Consider the following 17,038-nt stretch of genomic DNA (forward strand, 5'->3'; position numbering starts at 1 on the left):
CGTCCGCCGCCACTGCGGTCCCTGCGTCGTCAGGCGGCCGGGCCGCGACCGCGGACCAGGCTGGGCGACCCTCGGCCGAGCAGGTGCTGGGCTGGTTGCGTGACGAGGGCTGGGCGTGCCCGGTGGCGCTGCCGGACGGCATGCACGTGACGGCCGTGCACGAGCGTCCCCCCGGCCGGCTGGAGGTGGACCTCCTCGGGACCTACGGCGTGGTGGTGGTGACCCAGGAGCGTGGGCGGCTGGACCACGACGCGCTCGCCGTGCTCGGCGCCCGGAGCACCGAGATCGAGGGCCGGACCCTCCACCTGCTGTCCAGCTCCCCGTGGCACGCTGTGTGGCAGGCGGACGACACCGTCGTCAGCGTCGTCGCCGAGCGGCACACCCCTGAGGTGGAGGCGCTTGTCGCCGCGCACCCGCACGGCGGCTACGACGAAGGCATCCCCGCGCGCATCGCGCGCGGCTGGAAGACCGTGGCAGGAGCATGGAACCCGTGAGCGAGAACCCGTTCGTCCCCCCCGGTGCACCTCGCCCGGCCCCCACCCCGGACTCCGGCTCCCACGAGCCGGGTCGGCCGCCCCTCGGCCCCCCGCCGGTGGGTTACGTCTCACCGACCGGCTACGCGCCGTCCGCGCCGCCGCCGTCGGCCCAGCCCGCCACTGCCGGGCCGCACGTGCAGGGACCTTTCGGCACTGCCCCTGCGCACCCCCAGCACCAGGGGTCCGAGCGCCCGGGCCAGGCTCCGCTGGACGGCTGGGGCCGCCCCGTGCCGGATCAGAGGCAGGCGCCGGCACGGGGGCTCGGTGCGGGATGGATGGTCCTCGTGCTGGTCGTGGCGCTGATCGGGGGCGCGTTGGGCGGCTGGGGTGCGCAGACCATCGCCACGGGGACGCAGCCAGAGGCCGCGTCGACCCCGTTGCCCACCGGGACCGAGGCCGCCCGGGACCTGGGCGACCTGGACGGCACGGCCCAGATCGCAGCCCAGGTGCTGCCGTCGGTCGTGGCCATCGAGGTGCGCGGGGACCAGGGTGCGGGCACCGGGTCCGGGTTCGTGCTGCGTGCCGACGGGTACATCCTGACCAACAACCACGTGGTGAGCGCGGGAGCGGGCGCCGGGACGCGCATCGAGGTGATCTTCTCGGACGGGTCGCAGTCCACGGCCGAGATCGTCGGCAGGACCGCCGAGTACGACCTGGCGGTGCTGCGGGTCGACCGGGACGGCCTGACGCCGCTGCCGCTCGCGGATTCCGACCAGGTGGTCGTGGGTGACCCCGTGGTCGCGATCGGTGCGCCGCTCGGCCTGCAGGGCACCGTGACCACGGGGATCGTCAGCGCGCTCAACCGGCCGGTCTCTGCCGGCAGCATGGACGAGACGGCGTTCATCAACGCGATCCAGACCGACGCCGCGATCAATCCCGGGAACTCGGGCGGCCCCCTGGTGGACGCCCGTGGTGAGGTCGTCGGGATCAACTCCGCGATCGCGCAGCCGCCGGGTGTCCCCGGTGCGGCACCGGGGAGCATCGGCCTGGGGTTCGCCATCCCGTCCAACCAGGCGCGCCGGACCGCCGAGCAGCTGATCGAGACCGGCAGCGCCACGTACCCGGTGATCGGTGTGCTGCTCGACTCGCGGCACACCGGTGAGGGCGTGCGGGTGGCGACCGAGGGCCAGCCCGGGCAGGACCCCCTGACCCCCGGCGGTCCCGCCGACCTCGCAGGGATCGAGCCGGGCGACATCATCCTCGCGATCGACGGGCGTCCGGTGACGCAGGCCGACGAGCTGATCGTCGCGATCCGCGCCAAGGCGCCCGGTGACTCCGCGGTCCTCACGGTCCGTTCGGGTCAGGAGGAGCGCGAGGTCCGGGTCGTGCTCGACGAGGTCGAGGCCGGCTGAGGCGCGATGGCTGGGATCAACGGCGCGGAGTTCCTCGTCCTGATCGTCATCGCGCTGGTGGTGATCGGGCCGGAGCGGCTGCCCCACTACGCCGAGCAGCTGGCGCGGGGGGTGCGGTCGGCGCGCCGCTACGCCGTCGCGGCGAAGCGTCAGATGGCCGAGGAGCTCGGTCCCGAGGCCGCGGACGTCGACTGGGAGTCGCTGGACCCGAGGCGCTACGACCCCCGCAGGATCGTCCGTGAGGCGCTCCTCGAGGACGACGAGCCCGGCCGGGGTGATCCCGGGAGGACGGGCGAGAAAGTGCCCGCTGCGGCGGGCGGGCTCGCGGCGACGGCTGCGGGCGCGGCCGCGGGCGCGGGAACGGTCGCGGCAGGCGCGCCGTTCGACGACGAGGCGACCTGAGCGCGCCCGGGTGAGCACGGAGTGAGCACGGGGCGGGCACGGGGCGGGCGCGGAGCATCCCGTCGAACCTGTCAGAATGCTCTTCATGTCCAACGTGGTGACGACGGCCCCGGGCCGGCCCAGGATCCTGTCGGGGATGCAACCGACCTCCGACTCCCTGCACCTGGGCAACTACCTGGGTGCCCTGACGAGCTGGGTCGATCTGCAGGACTCGTACGACGCGTACTACATGGTCGTCGACCTCCACGCGCTGACGGTGGCGCCCGACCCGCAGGTGCTGCGTGACCGCACCCGCCGGACCGCGGCCCAGTACCTGGCCGCGGGCGTCGACCCGGAGCGGTCGGTCCTGTTCGTCCAGAGCCACGTGCCGGAGCACGCCGAGCTGGCGTGGGTGCTGTCGTGCCACACGGGCTTCGGCGAGGCCTCACGGATGACGCAGTTCAAGGACAAGTCCGCCCGCCAGGGCGCGGACGGCACCACGGTCGGTCTGTTCACCTACCCGGTGCTGATGGCGGCAGACATCCTGCTCTACGACGCCGCCCTCGTGCCGGTGGGGGAGGACCAGCGCCAGCACCTGGAGATGACCCGGGACCTGGCGCAGAGGGTCAACAGCCGGTTCGGGCGCACCTTCGTGGTCCCCGAGGCGCACATCACCCGGGCGACGGCGAAGATCTACGACCTGCAGGACCCGACGGCCAAGATGAGCAAGTCCTCGTCCACACCGGCCGGGCTCATCGAGCTGCTCGACGACCCGAAGGTCATCGGTAAGCGGATCCGGTCGGCGGTGACGGACACCGAGCGGGAGATCCGGTTCGACCAGGAGTCCAAGCCGGGGATCTCCAACCTTCTGACCATCCACTCGGCTTTGAGCGGGACCCCGGTGGACGCCCTGGTCGCCTCGTACGAGGGGCGGGGTTACGGCGACCTGAAGAAGGAGCTGGCAGAGGTCGTGCTGGACGTGGTGGTCCCGTTCCAGGAGCGGGTCCGACGGTACCTGGACGATCCGGGTGCGCTGGACGAGGTCCTTGCGGTGGGGGCGAGCAAGGCGCGGGAGGTCGCAGCGGCGACCCGGGACCGCGTCTACGACCGGATCGGTCTGCTTCCCGCCCGCAGGGACCTGTCGTGAGGCTCCCCGAACGGGTCGGTGACCAGGTCCGCATCGGGATCGCGATCGAGGTCCCCGAACCATTCGGCCCCCGCCTGCAGCGGGCTCGCGCGTCCTTCGGGGACCCGCTGGCGTGGGACATCCCGCCGCACGTCACGTTGCTGGGGCCCACCGTGGTCGAGCCTGGCGGGCTGGAGGTGGTGGCCGACCACCTGACCGATGTGGCCCGCCGCCACGCGCCGTTCACCGTGCACCTGCGGGGCACGGGCACGTTCCGCCCCGTGTCCGCGGTGGTGTTCGTGCAGGTCGCGCAGGGGATCGCGGAGTGCGAGCTGCTGGAGCAGGCGGTGCGGACCGGGCCCTTGGCCCAGGACCTGCGTTTCCACTACCACCCGCACGTCACCGTGGCGCACGACGTCCCGGACGAAGCCCTGGACCGCGCGTTCGGCGAGCTGGCGGAGTTCGAGGCCGCGTTCCGGGTGGACTCGGTCCAGGTGTACGAGCACGGCGACGACGGGGTGTGGCGGCCGGTCCGGTCCTTCCCCCTGCTGGCCAAGGCCTGAGGGACGGGGCCGGACCGGGCGCCGGTGCCGGTCGGGTCAGAACGCGCGGGTGATCATCGCGCGCTTGACCTCCTGGATCGCCTTGGTGACCTCGATGCCGCGGGGGCAGGCCTCGCTGCAGTTGAAGACGGTGCGGCAGCGCCACACGCCTTCCTTGTCGTTGAGGATCTCCAGGCGTTGGGCGCCGCCCTCGTCCCTGCTGTCGAAGATGAACCGGTGCGCGTTGACGATCGCCGCCGGCCCGAAGTACTGCCCGTCGGTCCAGAACACCGGGCACGACGTGGTGCACGCGGCGCACAGGATGCACTTGGTCGTGTCGTCGTACCGTTCGCGCTCGGCCGGCGACTGTCGGCGCTCGGCGGACGGCTCGGGCCCCCCAGCGACGAGGAACGGCATGATCTCGCGGTAGGAGGCGAAGAACGGCTCCATGTCGACCACGAGGTCCTTGATCACGGGCAGACCCTTGATGGGTTCGACCACGATCGGCTTGGCGGGGTCGAGGTCCTTCAGGAGGGCCTTGCAGGCGAGCCGGTTGCGGCCGTTGATCCGCATCGCGTCCGAGCCGCAGATCCCGTGGGCGCACGACCGCCGGAACGTCAGCGACCCGTCCGTCTCCCACTTGACCTTGTGCAGCGCGTCCAGCACCCGGTCCGTCCCGTAGGCGGTGACCGTGAACTCCTCCCAGTACGCCTCGGGCTCGTCGGCCTCGGGGTTGAAGCGCCTGACCCGCAGCGTGACGTCGAAGCTCGGCACCGCCCCGACCTCGGTCGCGGCGTCGGCCTCGGGGTTCTCCAGGACAGCGGTCATCAGTACTTACGCTCCATCGGCTGGTAGCGGGTCATGGTCACCGGCTTGTGGTCGAGCACGATCTCGGTGCCCCCGGTCGCGGCGGGGCGCTGGTAGGCCATGGTGTGGTGCAGGAACTTCTCGTCGTCCCTGGTGGGGAAGTCCTCCCGGAAGTGCCCGCCGCGGGACTCCTCCCGGGCGAGGGCGCCTGCGACGACGACCTCGGCGAGGTCCACGAGGAACCCGAGCTCGACCGCCTCGAGCAGGTCGGTGTTGAACCGCCGGCCCTTGTCCTGGACGCTGACCGCGGCGAAGCGCTTCTTCAGGGACGTGACGTCGTCCATGGCCTGGGTCAGGGAGTCCGCGGTGCGGAACACCTGGGCGTTGGCGTCCATCGTCTCCTGGAGCTCGCGGCGCACGTCGGCGACGCGTTCTCCGGCCGCCTGGTCACGCAGGCGCTCGATCTCGCCCACGACGGGACCGGCGGGGTCCTCGGGGAGGTCGACCCACGGGGCCTCGGTGGCGTAGCGAGCAGCGGCGATCCCGGCTCTCTTGCCGAACACGTTGATGTCCAGCAGCGAGTTGGTGCCGAGCCGGTTGGCGCCGTGCACGGACACGCACGCGACCTCACCGGCGGCGAACAGGCCACCGACGACGTCGGTGTTGTTGCGCAGCACCTCGGCGTCGATCGTGGTGGGGATCCCGCCCATCGCGTAGTGGGCGGTGGGGTACACGGGCACGGGCTCGGTGTAGGGCTCGACGCCCAGGTACGTGCGCGCGAACTCGGTGATGTCCGGGAGCTTGGCGTCGATGTGCGCGGGCTCCAGGTGCGTGAGGTCCAGCAGGACGTAGTCCTTGTCGGGCCCGCAGCCGCGCCCCTCGCGGACCTCGTTGGCCATGGCTCTGGCGACCATGTCGCGGGGGGCGAGGTCCTTGATGGTCGGTGCGTACCGTTCCATGAACCGCTCGCCGTCGCTGTTCCGCAGGATCCCCCCCTCGCCGCGGGCGGCCTCGGAGAGCAGGATCCCGAGCCCGGCCAGGCCGGTGGGGTGGAACTGGAAGAACTCCATGTCCTCCAGGGGGATCCCGCGCCGCAGGGCCAGGGCCATCCCGTCACCGGTGAGGGTGTGGGCGTTGGAGGTCGTCTTGTAGATCTTCCCGGCACCGCCGGTGGCGAACACCACGGACTTGGCCCGGAACACGTGGATCTCGCCGGTGGCGAGCTCGTAGGCCACCACGCCGCTGACCTGGACCTGCTCGCCGTCGGCGACCTCGCCGCTGGTCAGGTCGTGGGTGAGGAGGACGTCCAGGACGTAGAACTCGTTGAAGAACGCGACGTCCTGCTTGACGCACTGCTGGTACAGGGTCTGCAGGATCATGTGACCCGTGCGGTCGGCGGCGTAGCAGGAGCGGCGGACCGCGGCCTCGCCGTGGTTGCGGGTGTGCCCCCCGAACCGACGCTGGTCGATGCGGCCCTCGGGCGTGCGGTTGAACGGCAGACCCATGCGCTCGAGGTCGATGACGGCGTCGATCGCCTCCTTCGCCATCACCTCGGCGGCGTCCTGGTCGACGAGGTAGTCACCGCCCTTGACGGTGTCGAAGGTGTGCCACTCCCAGTTGTCCTCCTCGACGTTGGCCAGGGCGGCGCACATGCCACCCTGGGCCGCGCCGGTGTGTGAACGCGTCGGGTAGAGCTTGGTGAGCACGGCGGTGCGGGCACGCGTGGAGGATTCGAGCGCGGCCCGCATACCGGCGCCCCCCGCGCCGACGATGACGACGTCGTACTGGTGGGTCTGCATCAGGGATGGTGTCCTTCGGTGACGTCGGGGCTCAGTCGAAGCAGAGGGCGGGAAGCAGGTCGTCGGGGCTTCCCGGCGGGCACGGGTCGAAGGTGAAGATCACCAGCGTGCCCAGCGTGACCGTGATGGTGAACGCCAGGTACAGGGCGGACTTCAGGACGACGCGCGTGCCGATGCGCTCGGCGTAGTCGTTGATGATCGTCCGCACGCCGTTGGTGCCGTGGATCATCGCGAGCCAGAGCATCAGCAGGTCCCAGGTCTGCCAGAACGGAGAGCTGAGCTTGCCGGCGACGAACGCGAAGTCGATCTGCTGGATCCCGTCGCCGGTCATCAGGTTCACGAACAGGTGGCCGAAGATCAGGATGAGGAGCAGGACGCCGGACGCCCGCATGAAGAGCCAGCCGTACAGCTCCCAGTTGGTCCGGGTGGTGCGACGGTTGCGCGGTGCGCGCGGCGCGGCGATGTCAGGTGCGGTGGCAGCCATCAGTGCCCCCCGAAGACGTTCGACAGGTGGCGGGGCAGGAACGCCGCCATCGTCACCACGACGAGCCCGACGACGATCCACAGCATGACCCGCTGGTACCGGGGGCCGTTGGACCAGAAGTCGACGAGCATCACCCGGATGCCGTTGAAGGCGTGGAACACGATCGCGGCGACGAGGCCGGCCTCGGCCAGGCCCATCACCGGGTTCTTGTACGCCCCGATCACCACGTTGTAGGCCTCGGGCGAGACCCGGACCAGCGCGGTGTCGGCGACGTGGACGAGCAGGAAGAAGAAGATCAGGAACCCGGTGACGCGGTGGGCGACCCAGGACCACATCCCTTCGCGGCCGCGGTAGAGCGTGCCTGCCGGTGCTTGGGGCACGGGTGATCCTCCAGGCGGGTGGTGGAGACGTCTGCGTCTCACGGTCGTCTCGTGGGCCGGGCGTCTCGTCGGTCGACCCACTGTACGTCTGGAGCCTATCGGTGCGGCCGGTGTGCTCCGTCGGGCGGGTGGGCCCTGGGTCCCTGGTCGGCACGGATTGTGACCAATGCCACATCGGGGTCGCCTTCGGGTGCGGTGGGGTGCACCCACGGCTTGGCAGGATCGGAGGGTGCAGACACGTGCGGGAAGCGCCCGCCTCGAAGGGTTCCGTGCCGTGGTCCCCGCAGGGGGCGCGGGTACGCGACTGTGGCCTGTGTCGCGCCGCGGGGCGCCCAAGTTCCTCCAGGACCTCGACGGGAGCGGGCGCACCCTGCTGCAGGCGACGGCCGACAGGCTGGAGCCGCTCACGGGGCCCGACGGCGTCCTGGTGGTGACCGGTGCCGCCCACGAGGAGGCGGTCCGTGCCCAGCTGCCCGGGCTGGGCGCCGGGCAGGTCCTGGCCGAGCCGTCGCCCAGGGACTCGATGGCGGCGATCGGCCTCGCGGCCGCGGTGCTGCGCGAGCGTGAGGGTGACGTGGTCCTCGGGTCGTTCGCCGCCGACCACGTCATCACCGACGTGCCGGCGTTCCATGACGCCGTCACCCAGGGGGTGGCCGCCGCGCGTGCCGGCTACGTCGCGACGGTGGGGATCGTGCCCACGTCCCCGGCCACCGGGTTCGGGTACGTCCACCTGGGCGAGGCCCTCGGCGTCGACGGCGCCCCGCAGGGCCGCCGCGTGCGCTCCTTCACCGAGAAGCCCGACGCCGCCACCGCGCGTGCCTACCTGGACGCCGGGGAGCACCTGTGGAACGCGGGCATGTTCCTGGTCCGCGCGCAGGTGCTCCTGGAGCACCTCGCCGTGCAGCGCCCCGCCCTGCACGACGGGTTGTGCGCCGTCGCCGCGGCCTGGGACACCCCGCAGCGGGGTGAGGTGCTTCAGCGCACGTGGCCGGGCCTGGAGCGGATCGCGATCGACCACGCGATCGCCGAGCCCGTCGCCGCCGCCGGTGGTGTGGCGGTGGTCCCGGGGACGTTCGGGTGGGACGACGTGGGTGACTTCGCGTCCCTGGCCACGCTGCTGGACCGGACGGCCGACCCGGACGGGGGTGCGCGGGTGGTGGGTCCCGGTCACGTCGTCCAGGTGGACGTCGACGGTGGGCTGGTCGTGCCGGCCGGTGGGCGGACGGTGGCGCTGGTGGGGGTCGAGGACCTGGTGGTCGTGGACACCCCGGACGCGCTGCTCGTGACCACGCGGGCGCAGGCGCAGCGGGTCCGCGCGGTGGTGGACCGCCTCCAGGAGGCGGGGCGCGAGGACCTGCTCTGACGAGCCCGCGACGGCCGTGGCGGCTAGTGTCGGCCGGGTGCTGGAGATCAGACGGACCGCCCTGGCCGACCGTCTCGCCGAGCGCGTGGAGGCGCTCGAGGCCGAGCTGGTCGACTTCCGCCGCGACCTGCACGCACACCCGGAGGTCGCCCGCACCGAGCGGCGCACCACCGAGAAGGTGGCCGACCGGCTGCGGCAGGCGGGTCTGAGTCCCACGCTCCTGCCCGGTACCGGCCTGGTGTGCGACGTCGGCCCCGGGCCGGTCACGACGGGACGCCGGCGGGTGGCGCTGCGCGCGGACCTCGACGCCCTGCCGATGACCGACGAGTGCGGTGAGCCGTGGCGGTCGACCGTGCCGGGTGTCGCACACGCCTGCGGGCACGACGTCCACACGACCGTCGTGCTGGGAGCCGGTCTGGTGCTGGCCGACCTGGCACGGGACGGTGACCTGGACGTCGGGGTCCGGTTGATCTTCCAGGCGGCCGAGGAGGTCCAGCCCGGTGGTGCCCTGGACGCGGTCGAGGCCGGTGCCATGGACGGCGTCGGGCGCGTGTTCGCCCTGCACTGCGACCCCAGGTTGGACGTGGGACGGGTCGGGACCCGGATCGGCCCCATCACCTCTGCCTCGGACGCGGTGACGGTGTCGTTGACGGCGCCCGGCGGGCACACCTCGCGTCCGCACCTGACCGGTGACGTGGTGTACGCGTTGGGACAGGTGATCACCCAGGTGCCGGTCGCGCTGGCCAGACGGATGGATCCGCGTTCGGGGGTGAACCTCACCTGGGGTGAGGTCCGCGCCGGCTCGGCACCGAACGTGATCCCGACCAGCGGCACCGTGCGGGGCACGTTGCGCTGCCTGGAGAGCAGGGCCTGGGAGGACACCGCACGTGTCCTGCGTGAGGCGGTGGAGCACGCGGTCGGTCCCTACGAGGTCGAGGTCGAGCTGTCCCACCGTCGTGGGGTGCCCCCGGTGGAGAACGAGGACGCGTCGACCCGCATGCTGGACATGGCGGCCCGGGACGTCATCGGGCCCGAGGCCGTCACCCTCACCGAGCAGTCGCTGGGTGGTGAGGACTTCGCGTGGCTGCTGACCCGGGCACCGGGTGCGATGGCGCGCCTGGGCACCCGCACCCCCGGCGGGCGCACCTACGACATCCACCAGGGCGACTTCCGCGTGGACGAGGGCGCGATCGCGGTGGGCGCGAAGGTCCTGGCCAGGGTCGCGGTGCTCGCGGGGGAGCCGGAGAAGGTCCCGGTTCCGTAACGGAAGCCCGTGGACGATACCGACCGGTAACACAACCGGTCCGGTCGAGGGCTACTGTGCATCCACAACCGGTCGACCGACGGCTCGGCGAGCCCGACGTCCCACCCCTCACCCCCCTCGTGGGACGTCCACGAGCCCTGCGGTCGGACCGGCGTCGACCAAGCACACCAGGAGCAGACGTGAAGATCGGTACACGAGCAGCGGTGCTGGCCACCGCCACCGCGCTGGCACTGGCCGCCTGCGGGACCCCGCCGCCGGACGAGCCCGAGGCCACCGCCACGGACGACGCCCGGACGCCGGAGGTCGAGCAGATCGACTACCGCGGCTGCATCGTCTCGGATGCGGGCGGGTTCGACGACCGCTCGTTCAACCAGGCCGGCTACGAGGGCCTGACCCAGGCCCGCGACGAGCTGGGCATCGAGATCTCCCAGGCGGAGTCCCAGGGCGAGAACGAGTTCGTCCCGAACATCGACTCGATGGTCAACCAGGGCTGCGACCTGGTGATCACCGTCGGGTACCTGCTCGCGGACGCCACCGGGGGTGCGGCCGAGGCCAACCCCGAGACCCACTTCGCGATCATCGACGACCAGTCGGTCGACGCCGACAACGTCAAGCCCCTGGTGTTCAACACCGCCGAGGCGGCCTTCCTCGCCGGCTACCTCGCGGCCGGGTACTCGACCACCGGCACCGTGGCGACGTTCGGCGGCATGCAGATCCCGCCCGTGACGATCTTCATGGACGGCTTCGTGGACGGCGTGGCCCACTACAACGAGGTCAAGGGTGCCGAGGTCCGGGTGCTCGGCTGGGACAAGGACGCCCAGACCGGTGACTTCACCGGTGACTTCGACGACATCGCCGCCGGGCAGAACCTGGCCCGGGCGCAGATCGACCAGGGTGCCGACGTGATCATGCCGGTCGCCGGGCCGGTCGGGGCCGGTGGCGCGTCCGCCGCCCAGCAGTCCGACGGTGTGGCGTTCATCGGCGTCGACAAGGACTGGTACGAGACGTCGCCGGAGTTCGCCGACGTGACGCTGACGTCCGTCCTCAAGCAGATGACCCCCGCGGTGTTCGACGTCCTCTCCGAGGCCGTCGCCGGGAACTTCGACAACACCCCCTACGTGGGGACCCTGGAGAACGACGGTGTGGGCCTGGCCCCGTTCCACGACCTGGAGGGCGAGGTCTCCGAGGAGCTCGCCGCCGAGGTGGAGCAGCTCCGTCAGGACATCGTCGCCGGTGAGATCGTCGTGGAGTCCCCCTCCACGCCGTGACCTGAGCCCTGGTGGCCGGGTGGGTGCAGCACTGCACCCGCCCGGCCACGGCCAGTCCCACGGGGTGCGCCCACCCCGTGGCCCGTCCTGCTGAGGAGGGACACCGGTGAAGCTCGAGCTCCGCGGGATCACGAAGCGCTTCGGTGCGCTCGTGGCCAACGACCACATCGACCTGGTCGTCGAACCGGGGGAGATCCACGCCCTGCTGGGCGAGAACGGTGCCGGCAAGAGCACCTTGATGAACGTCCTGTACGGGCTGTACGACCCGGACGAGGGCGAGATCGTCGTGGACGGCACGCCGGTGAGGTTCGGCGGCCCGCGGGACGCGATGTCCGCCGGGATCGGCATGGTGCACCAGCACTTCATGCTGGTGCCGGTGTTCACGGTGGCCGAGAACGTGGCACTGGGGCACGAGCCCACGCGCGGCGGGTTGCTGGACCTCGCCGAGGCCCGTCGGCGGGTCACCGAGATCTCGGACCGGTTCGGGTTCGACGTCGACCCGGACGCCATGGTCGAGGACCTGCCGGTGGGCGTGCAGCAGCGTGTGGAGATCATCAAGGCGCTCAGCCGTGACGCACGGGTGCTGATCCTCGATGAGCCGACCGCGGTGCTCACCCCGCAGGAGACCGACGAGCTCATCACGATCATGCGTCAGCTCAAGAGGTCGGGGACCTCGATCGTGTTCATCACCCACAAGCTCCGCGAGGTGCGGGCCGTGGCCGACCGGATCACCGTGATCCGTCGGGGCACGGTCGTGGGGTCCGCGCGGCCGGACGCGGCCGAGACCGAGCTCGCCTCGCTCATGGTGGGGCGTGCGGTGGCCCTGGGGGTGCAGAAGGCACCGGCCGCCGCGGGCGAGGTGCGCCTGGAGGTGCGTGACCTCACGGTGTTCGACACGGTGGGACGCCGGGTGGTGGACGGGGTGAGCTTCGACGTGGCGTCCGGTGAGGTCCTGGCCGTGGCCGGGGTGCAGGGCAACGGGCAGACCGAGCTCACCGAGGCGGTCCTCGGGCTGCAGCCGCAGGTGCGTGGGTCGATCCGGTTGCGTGGCACCGAGCTCGTGGGCCTGGACGTCCGCTCGACGCTGCACGCCGGGGTCGGGTTCGTCCCTGAGGACCGCAGCACCGACGGCCTGGTCAAGGAGTTCTCCATCGCCGAGAACCTCGTCCTGGACCTGTACGACCGCAAGCCGTACGCCTCGGGTCCGTCCATGAGCCCGAGGGTCGTGCGCGCGAACGCCGAGAAGCGCCTGACGGAGTTCGACATCCGCGCCTCGGGGGTCGACGTCCCGGCCGGGACGCTCTCGGGGGGCAACCAGCAGAAGGTCGTCCTGGCCCGTGAGCTGTCCCGTCCCCTGGAGCTGTTCATCGCCAGCCAGCCCACCCGTGGCCTGGACGTGGGGTCGATCGAGTTCGTGCACGAGCGCATCGTCGCCGAGCGTGACAAGGGCACCCCCGTGATCATCGTCTCGACCGAGCTGGACGAGGTCCTCGCCCTGGCCGACCGCATCCTGGTGATGTACCGGGGCCGTGTGGTGGGCGTCGTGCCCGCCGGGACCGACCGTGACGTGCTGGGCCTGATGATGGCGGGCGTCCCCGTCGCGGAGGCGACCGCCCAGGCCGCCACGCACCGCACCGAGACCTCCGCCGCCGGAACGACCGAGGGAGGGGTCCTGTGACCAGCCCTGCACAGCCCGACCCCGTCCAGCCCGACTCAGCCCGGTCCTCGGCGCCCGACGCGCCCGCGCACGGACCCGCCGATGCCGGCCCCGACGCCGACCGTCGACCCGACGGGCGCGACCAGGCCGGCGTGGTCCACCAGATCCTGTCCAGCTCGTGGCTGCTGTCCCTGCTCGCGCTGCTCGTGGCGCTGGTGGTCGGCGGTGTGCTCATCGCGATGGCCGACGCCCGCGTGCAGGACGCCTCCGGGTATTTCTTCGCCCGCCCGCAGGACATGCTCGTCGCGGTCTGGGACGCGGTGCGCAACGCCTACGTCGCGATGTTCAACGGCGCGGTGTACGACCCCCAGGCCCCGTCGTTCCAGCGGTCGGTGCGCCCCCTCACCGAGACCCTCACGGTCGCGACCCCCCTGGTGCTCGCCGGGCTGGGCGTGGCCCTGGCGTTCCGCGCGAGCCTGTTCAACATCGGTGCCCAGGGGCAGATCATCATGGGCGCCACGTTCGCCGCGTGGATCGGGTTCACCTGGCAGCTGCCCCCCGGCGTCCACCTCGTGCTGGCCGTGCTCGCCGGCCTGATCGGCGGTGCCATCTGGGGCGGGATCCCCGGGTTCCTGCGTGCCCGCACCGGTGCCCACGAGGTGATCGTCACGATCATGCTGAACTACATCGCGTTCTACCTGCTGTCCTACCTGCTCACGACGGCCGCGTTCCAGCGGCCGGGCAGCTCCAACCCCGTCAGCTCCCACCTCGAACCGACGGCCGTGTACCCCCTGCTGCTCGGTCCCGGGTTCCGCCTGCACGCCGGGTTCCTGGTCGCGCTGGCCGCGACCGTCTTCGTGTGGTGGCTGCTGAGCCGCAGCACCGTCGGCTTCCGGTTCCGTGCGGTGGGGGCCAACCCGCACGCGGCCCGCACCGCGGGGATGAACGTCGAGTGGTCGTACATGCTCGTCATGATCATCGCCGGCGGTCTCGCCGGGCTCGCCGGCACGGCCCAGGTGATGGGCACCGAGCGGTACCTCACCGCCGGGATCGCCGCGAGCATCGGGTTCGACGCGATCACGGTCGCGCTGCTGGGTCGCTCCCGGCCGTGGGGCGTGCTGCTCGCGGGCCTGCTGTTCGGTGCCCTGCGCGCCGGCGGCGTGACCATGCAGGCCCGGACGGGTACCCCCATCGACATCGTGCTGGTCGTCCAGTCGGTGATCGTCCTGCTGATCGCCGCGCCGCCCCTGGTCCGGACCATCTTCAGGCTCCCCGCTCCCGGGAAGGGACGGGCCCCGCGCCCGGTCGCCCCCGCCCCCGCCAAGGAGGTCCAGGCATGAGCGTCGCCGCCCCGCCCCAGCTCGGCACCGGCCCCGGCGCGAGCCCCGCCGCGAGCGACCGGGCACCCACCAGCTGGAAGGGGCCCCTGACGTACGGGCTGCTGGGCACCCTGGCCCTGGTGGTCTTCGCGGTCCTGGGGCGGCCGGGCACCTCGACGTTCTCGGTCGCGACGCCCGGCGACCTGTTCCACATCAGCCCCGTCGGGGTGCCCTCGAGGCTCACGGCACTCGTGCTCAGCCTGCTCTGCCTGGGCCTGGCCGCGCTCGCCGCCGTGCGCACCCGGCAGGGCCGGCCCACCCCGGGGTGGGTGCCGGGCACATTCGCCGCGGCGTTCGTCCTCGCGTTCCTCAGCTGGGCGGTGGCGGGGGAGTCCATCCCGTTCACGGGCCTGCTCCAGGGCACCCTGTTCCTGGCCGTCCCCCTGGTGTTCGGGGCGATCTCGGGCCTGATGTGCGAGCGCACCGGTGTCATCAACATCGCCATCGAGGGCCAGCTGCTCGCCGGCGCGTTCCTCGCGGCGGTCGCCGCCACCCTGAGCGGCAACGTGTACGTCGGCCTCGTGGCCGCACCCGTCGCCGGGCTGGCCGTCGGGCTGCTCCTGGCGATCTTCACGATCACCTACGGCGTCAACCAGATCATCGTCGGTGTCGTCCTCAACGTCCTGGTCATCGGGCTCACCGGGTTCCTGTACTCCACGGTCCTGGCCACCGACGCCGCCAACTGGAACCAGCCACCCGGCCTGCGTCGGATCGCGATCCCGCTGCTGTCGGACATCCCGGTGATCGGGCCGGTGGTGTTCAACCAGAACCTCATCGTGTACCTGATGTACGCGACCGTGGTCGCCGCCAACGTCGCGCTCTTCCGCTCCCGGTGGGGCCTGCGGGTCCGCGCGGTGGGGGAGCACCCCCGCGCGGCCGACACGGTCGGCATCAAGGTCAACCTCACCCGCTACAAGAACGTCCTCCTCGGCGGCGCGATCGCGGGCCTGGGTGGCGCGTTCTTCACGATCGGTGCGGGTCTGGCGTTCGGACGTGAGATGACCGCAGGCAAGGGGTACATCGCCCTGGCCGCCATGATCTTCGGCAGGTGGAGCCCCAAGGGCGCCCTGGCGGCGGCGCTGCTGTTCGGGTTCGCCGAGCAGCTCCGCATCTCCCTGGGCATCGTCGGGACCGGCATCCCCAGCCAGTTCATGCTCATGACGCCCTACCTTGTGACGATCTTCGCCGTCGCCGGTCTCGTCGGGCGGGTCCGCCCACCGGCGGCCAACGGCACCCACTACTCCAAGGCGTGACGTGACCCACCCCACCCCACCTGCCGACCACCCCGCCCAGGTCGCACCCCCGGTCGACTGGGACGCGCTGCGGACCGCCGCCCAGGACGCCATGCGCCGCGCGTACGCCCCCTACTCCTCGTTCCCGGTCGGCTGCGCCGCCCTGGTGGACGACGGCCGCGTCGTGGTGGGCTGCAACGTCGAGAACGCCTCCTACGGCGTCGGCCTGTGCGCCGAGTGCACCCTCGTCGGCGCGCTGCACACCTCCGGTGGCGGTCGGCTGGTCGCGTTCACGTGCGTCGACGCCCACGGCGCCGTCCTCATGCCCTGCGGCCGGTGCCGCCAGCTGCTGTGGGAGCACGGCGGCGCCACCCTGCTGGTGGAGACCGTCAGCGGTGTGCGCCCCATGTCCGAGGTGCTGCCGGACGCGTTCGGCCCCGACGACCTCACCGACCGTGCCTGACCACCGACCGGACCAGCACCAGGAGCGCACCGTGCCCCACGAACCGTTCGACGCCGTCGACGTCATCGGCGCCAAGCGCGACGGCCGCACCCTCACCCCCGACCAGGTCGACTGGGTCGTGGACGCCTACACCCGCGGCGTCGTCGCCGAGGAGCAGATGGCCGCCCTGGCCATGGCCGTCTACCTCAACGGCATGGACCGCCACGAGACCTCCCGGTGGACGGCGGCCATGATCGCCTCGGGTGAGCGCATGGACTTCTCGTCCCTGTCCCGGCCAACCGTCGACAAGCACTCCACCGGAGGCGTCGGCGACAAGATCACCCTGCCGCTCGCCCCGCTCGTGGCGGCCTGCGGGCTCGCCGTCCCCCAGCTGTCCGGACGCGGCCTCGGGCACACCGGCGGCACCCTCGACAAGCTCGAGTCCATTCCCGGGTGGCGGGCCGCGCTCACCAACGACGAGGTCCTCGCCCAGCTCGAGTCCGTCGGCGCGGTGATCTGCCAGGCAGGTTCCGGGCTCGCTCCTGCCGATCGCCGCCTCTACGCCCTGCGCGACGTGACCGGCACCGTCGAGTCCATCCCCCTGATCGCGTCCTCCATCATGAGCAAGAAGATCGCCGAGGGCACCGGGGCGCTGGTCCTGGACGTCAAGGTCGGCACCGGCGCCTTCATGAAGGACCTCGACCGGGCCCGGGAGCTCGCCCGCACCATGGTCGACCTCGGCACCGACGCCGGCGTCCGCACCGTGGCCCTCCTCACCCACATGAGCACCCCCCTCGGGCTGACCGCCGGCAACGCCCTGGAGGTCCGGGAGTCCGTCGAGGTCCTCGCCGGCGGTGGCCCCGCCGACGTCGTCGACCTCACCGTCGCCCTCGCCCGCGAGATGCTCCAGGCCGCAGGGCGCCCCGGCACCGCCACCACCGACCCCGCCGACGTCCTCGCCGACGGGCGGGCCATGGACACCTGGCGCGCCATGATCAGCGCGCAGGGCGGCGACCCCGACGCGCC

General features: G+C 72.0%; 16 protein-coding genes and 1 pseudogene. 13 read left to right on the forward strand and 4 right to left on the reverse strand.

All coding sequences use genetic code 11. The annotated features are described in order from the left end of the window. From N869_RS17690 to N869_RS06520, 5 genes and pseudogenes are all read left to right on the forward strand, one after another. A pseudogene (locus N869_RS17690) lies at positions 1–494 on the forward strand (zf-HC2 domain-containing protein); the annotation flags it as partial. A 317-nt stretch (positions 495–811) separates the two neighbouring features. Further along, the gene (locus N869_RS06505; protein ID WP_232229636.1) at positions 812–1,888 is read left to right on the forward strand and encodes a S1C family serine protease; all 1,077 of its coding nucleotides are present in this window, start codon (positions 812–814) and stop codon (positions 1,886–1,888) included. Positions 1,889–1,894: 6 nt separating this feature from the next. Beyond that, positions 1,895–2,290, forward strand: a complete 396-nt coding sequence (locus N869_RS06510) for a Sec-independent protein translocase family protein (RefSeq protein WP_035059432.1) — start codon at positions 1,895–1,897, stop codon at positions 2,288–2,290. Between the two features lie 85 nt (positions 2,291–2,375). After that, positions 2,376–3,416, forward strand: coding sequence for a tryptophan--tRNA ligase (gene trpS / locus N869_RS06515; protein WP_156968397.1), 1,041 nt, complete (start codon positions 2,376–2,378; stop codon positions 3,414–3,416). Further along, positions 3,413–3,958 carry a 2'-5' RNA ligase family protein gene (locus N869_RS06520; RefSeq protein ID WP_035059437.1) on the forward strand — a complete coding sequence of 182 codons (546 nt, stop codon included), beginning with the start codon at positions 3,413–3,415 and terminating at the stop codon, positions 3,956–3,958. Before trpS ends, N869_RS06520 begins: the two co-directional genes overlap by 4 nt. Positions 3,959–3,994: 36 nt before the next feature. On the opposite strand, the gene N869_RS06525 is transcribed toward N869_RS06520, so the two are convergent. From N869_RS06525 to sdhC, 4 genes are read right to left on the reverse strand one after another with little or no spacing between them, the layout of a single operon-like run. Then, positions 3,995–4,765 carry a succinate dehydrogenase iron-sulfur subunit gene (locus tag N869_RS06525; protein WP_035059439.1) on the reverse strand — a complete coding sequence of 257 codons (771 nt, stop codon included), beginning with the start codon at positions 4,763–4,765 and terminating at the stop codon, positions 3,995–3,997. Further along, the gene (sdhA, locus tag N869_RS06530; RefSeq protein WP_035059441.1) at positions 4,765–6,543 is read right to left on the reverse strand and encodes a succinate dehydrogenase flavoprotein subunit; all 1,779 of its coding nucleotides are present in this window, start codon (positions 6,541–6,543) and stop codon (positions 4,765–4,767) included. The genes N869_RS06525 and sdhA overlap by 1 nt, the downstream gene beginning before the upstream one ends. A gap of 31 nt (positions 6,544–6,574) precedes the next feature. After that, the gene (locus N869_RS06535) at positions 6,575–7,027 is read right to left on the reverse strand and encodes a succinate dehydrogenase hydrophobic membrane anchor subunit (RefSeq protein WP_035059443.1); all 453 of its coding nucleotides are present in this window, start codon (positions 7,025–7,027) and stop codon (positions 6,575–6,577) included. Then, positions 7,027–7,407, reverse strand: coding sequence for a succinate dehydrogenase, cytochrome b556 subunit (gene sdhC / locus N869_RS06540; protein WP_035059445.1), 381 nt, complete (start codon positions 7,405–7,407; stop codon positions 7,027–7,029). Before sdhC ends, N869_RS06535 begins: the two co-directional genes overlap by 1 nt. A gap of 229 nt (positions 7,408–7,636) precedes the next feature. Here sdhC and N869_RS06545 point away from each other — a divergent pair, with 229 nt between their 5' ends. From N869_RS06545 to N869_RS06580, 8 genes are all read left to right on the forward strand, one after another. Beyond that, complete coding sequence (locus tag N869_RS06545; protein ID WP_035059447.1) at positions 7,637–8,770, forward strand: mannose-1-phosphate guanylyltransferase; 1,134 nt, start codon at positions 7,637–7,639, stop codon at positions 8,768–8,770. Between the two features lie 37 nt (positions 8,771–8,807). Then, the gene (locus tag N869_RS06550) at positions 8,808–10,034 is read left to right on the forward strand and encodes an amidohydrolase (protein ID WP_035059449.1); all 1,227 of its coding nucleotides are present in this window, start codon (positions 8,808–8,810) and stop codon (positions 10,032–10,034) included. A gap of 179 nt (positions 10,035–10,213) precedes the next feature. Then, a complete protein-coding gene (locus N869_RS06555) occupies positions 10,214–11,302 on the forward strand; it encodes a BMP family lipoprotein (RefSeq protein WP_035059451.1) in 1,089 nt (362 codons plus the stop codon). Between the two features lie 106 nt (positions 11,303–11,408). After that, on the forward strand, positions 11,409–12,980 hold the full coding sequence (locus tag N869_RS06560; protein WP_035059453.1) for an ABC transporter ATP-binding protein: 1,572 nt from the start codon (positions 11,409–11,411) through the stop codon (positions 12,978–12,980). Further along, entirely contained in the window at positions 12,977–14,299 is a 1,323-nt protein-coding gene (locus tag N869_RS06565; protein WP_408606345.1) for an ABC transporter permease, read from the forward strand. Before N869_RS06560 ends, N869_RS06565 begins: the two co-directional genes overlap by 4 nt. Then, positions 14,296–15,591 carry an ABC transporter permease gene (locus N869_RS06570; protein ID WP_035059455.1) on the forward strand — a complete coding sequence of 432 codons (1,296 nt, stop codon included), beginning with the start codon at positions 14,296–14,298 and terminating at the stop codon, positions 15,589–15,591. Before N869_RS06565 ends, N869_RS06570 begins: the two co-directional genes overlap by 4 nt. 1 nt (position 15,592) lies before the next feature. Further along, a complete protein-coding gene (locus N869_RS06575) occupies positions 15,593–16,033 on the forward strand; it encodes a cytidine deaminase (protein ID WP_084136550.1) in 441 nt (146 codons plus the stop codon). A gap of 31 nt (positions 16,034–16,064) precedes the next feature. Beyond that, the coding region (locus tag N869_RS06580; protein ID WP_035059465.1) for a thymidine phosphorylase at positions 16,065–17,038 on the forward strand (974 nt) is incomplete at its 3' end.

Origin of the sequence: Cellulomonas bogoriensis 69B4 = DSM 16987, from assembly GCF_000767165.1 — a bacterium.
In the GTDB taxonomy this organism is placed as follows: domain Bacteria; phylum Actinomycetota; class Actinomycetes; order Actinomycetales; family Cellulomonadaceae; genus Actinotalea; species Actinotalea bogoriensis.

Coding starts and splice junctions, on each gene's coding strand:
- N869_RS06505 (WP_232229636.1), top strand. CDS start 812: ATGGTCCTCGTGCTGGTCGTGGCGCTGATCGGGGGCGCGTTGGGCGGC.
- N869_RS06570 (WP_035059455.1), top strand. CDS start 14,296: ATGAGCGTCGCCGCCCCGCCCCAGCTCGGCACCGGCCCCGGCGCGAGC.
- N869_RS06510 (WP_035059432.1), top strand. CDS start 1,895: ATGGCTGGGATCAACGGCGCGGAGTTCCTCGTCCTGATCGTCATCGCG.
- N869_RS06525 (WP_035059439.1), bottom strand. CDS start 4,765: ATGACCGCTGTCCTGGAGAACCCCGAGGCCGACGCCGCGACCGAGGTC.
- trpS (WP_156968397.1), top strand. CDS start 2,376: ATGTCCAACGTGGTGACGACGGCCCCGGGCCGGCCCAGGATCCTGTCG.
- sdhA (WP_035059441.1), bottom strand. CDS start 6,543: ATGCAGACCCACCAGTACGACGTCGTCATCGTCGGCGCGGGGGGCGCC.
- N869_RS06535 (WP_035059443.1), bottom strand. CDS start 7,027: ATGGCTGCCACCGCACCTGACATCGCCGCGCCGCGCGCACCGCGCAAC.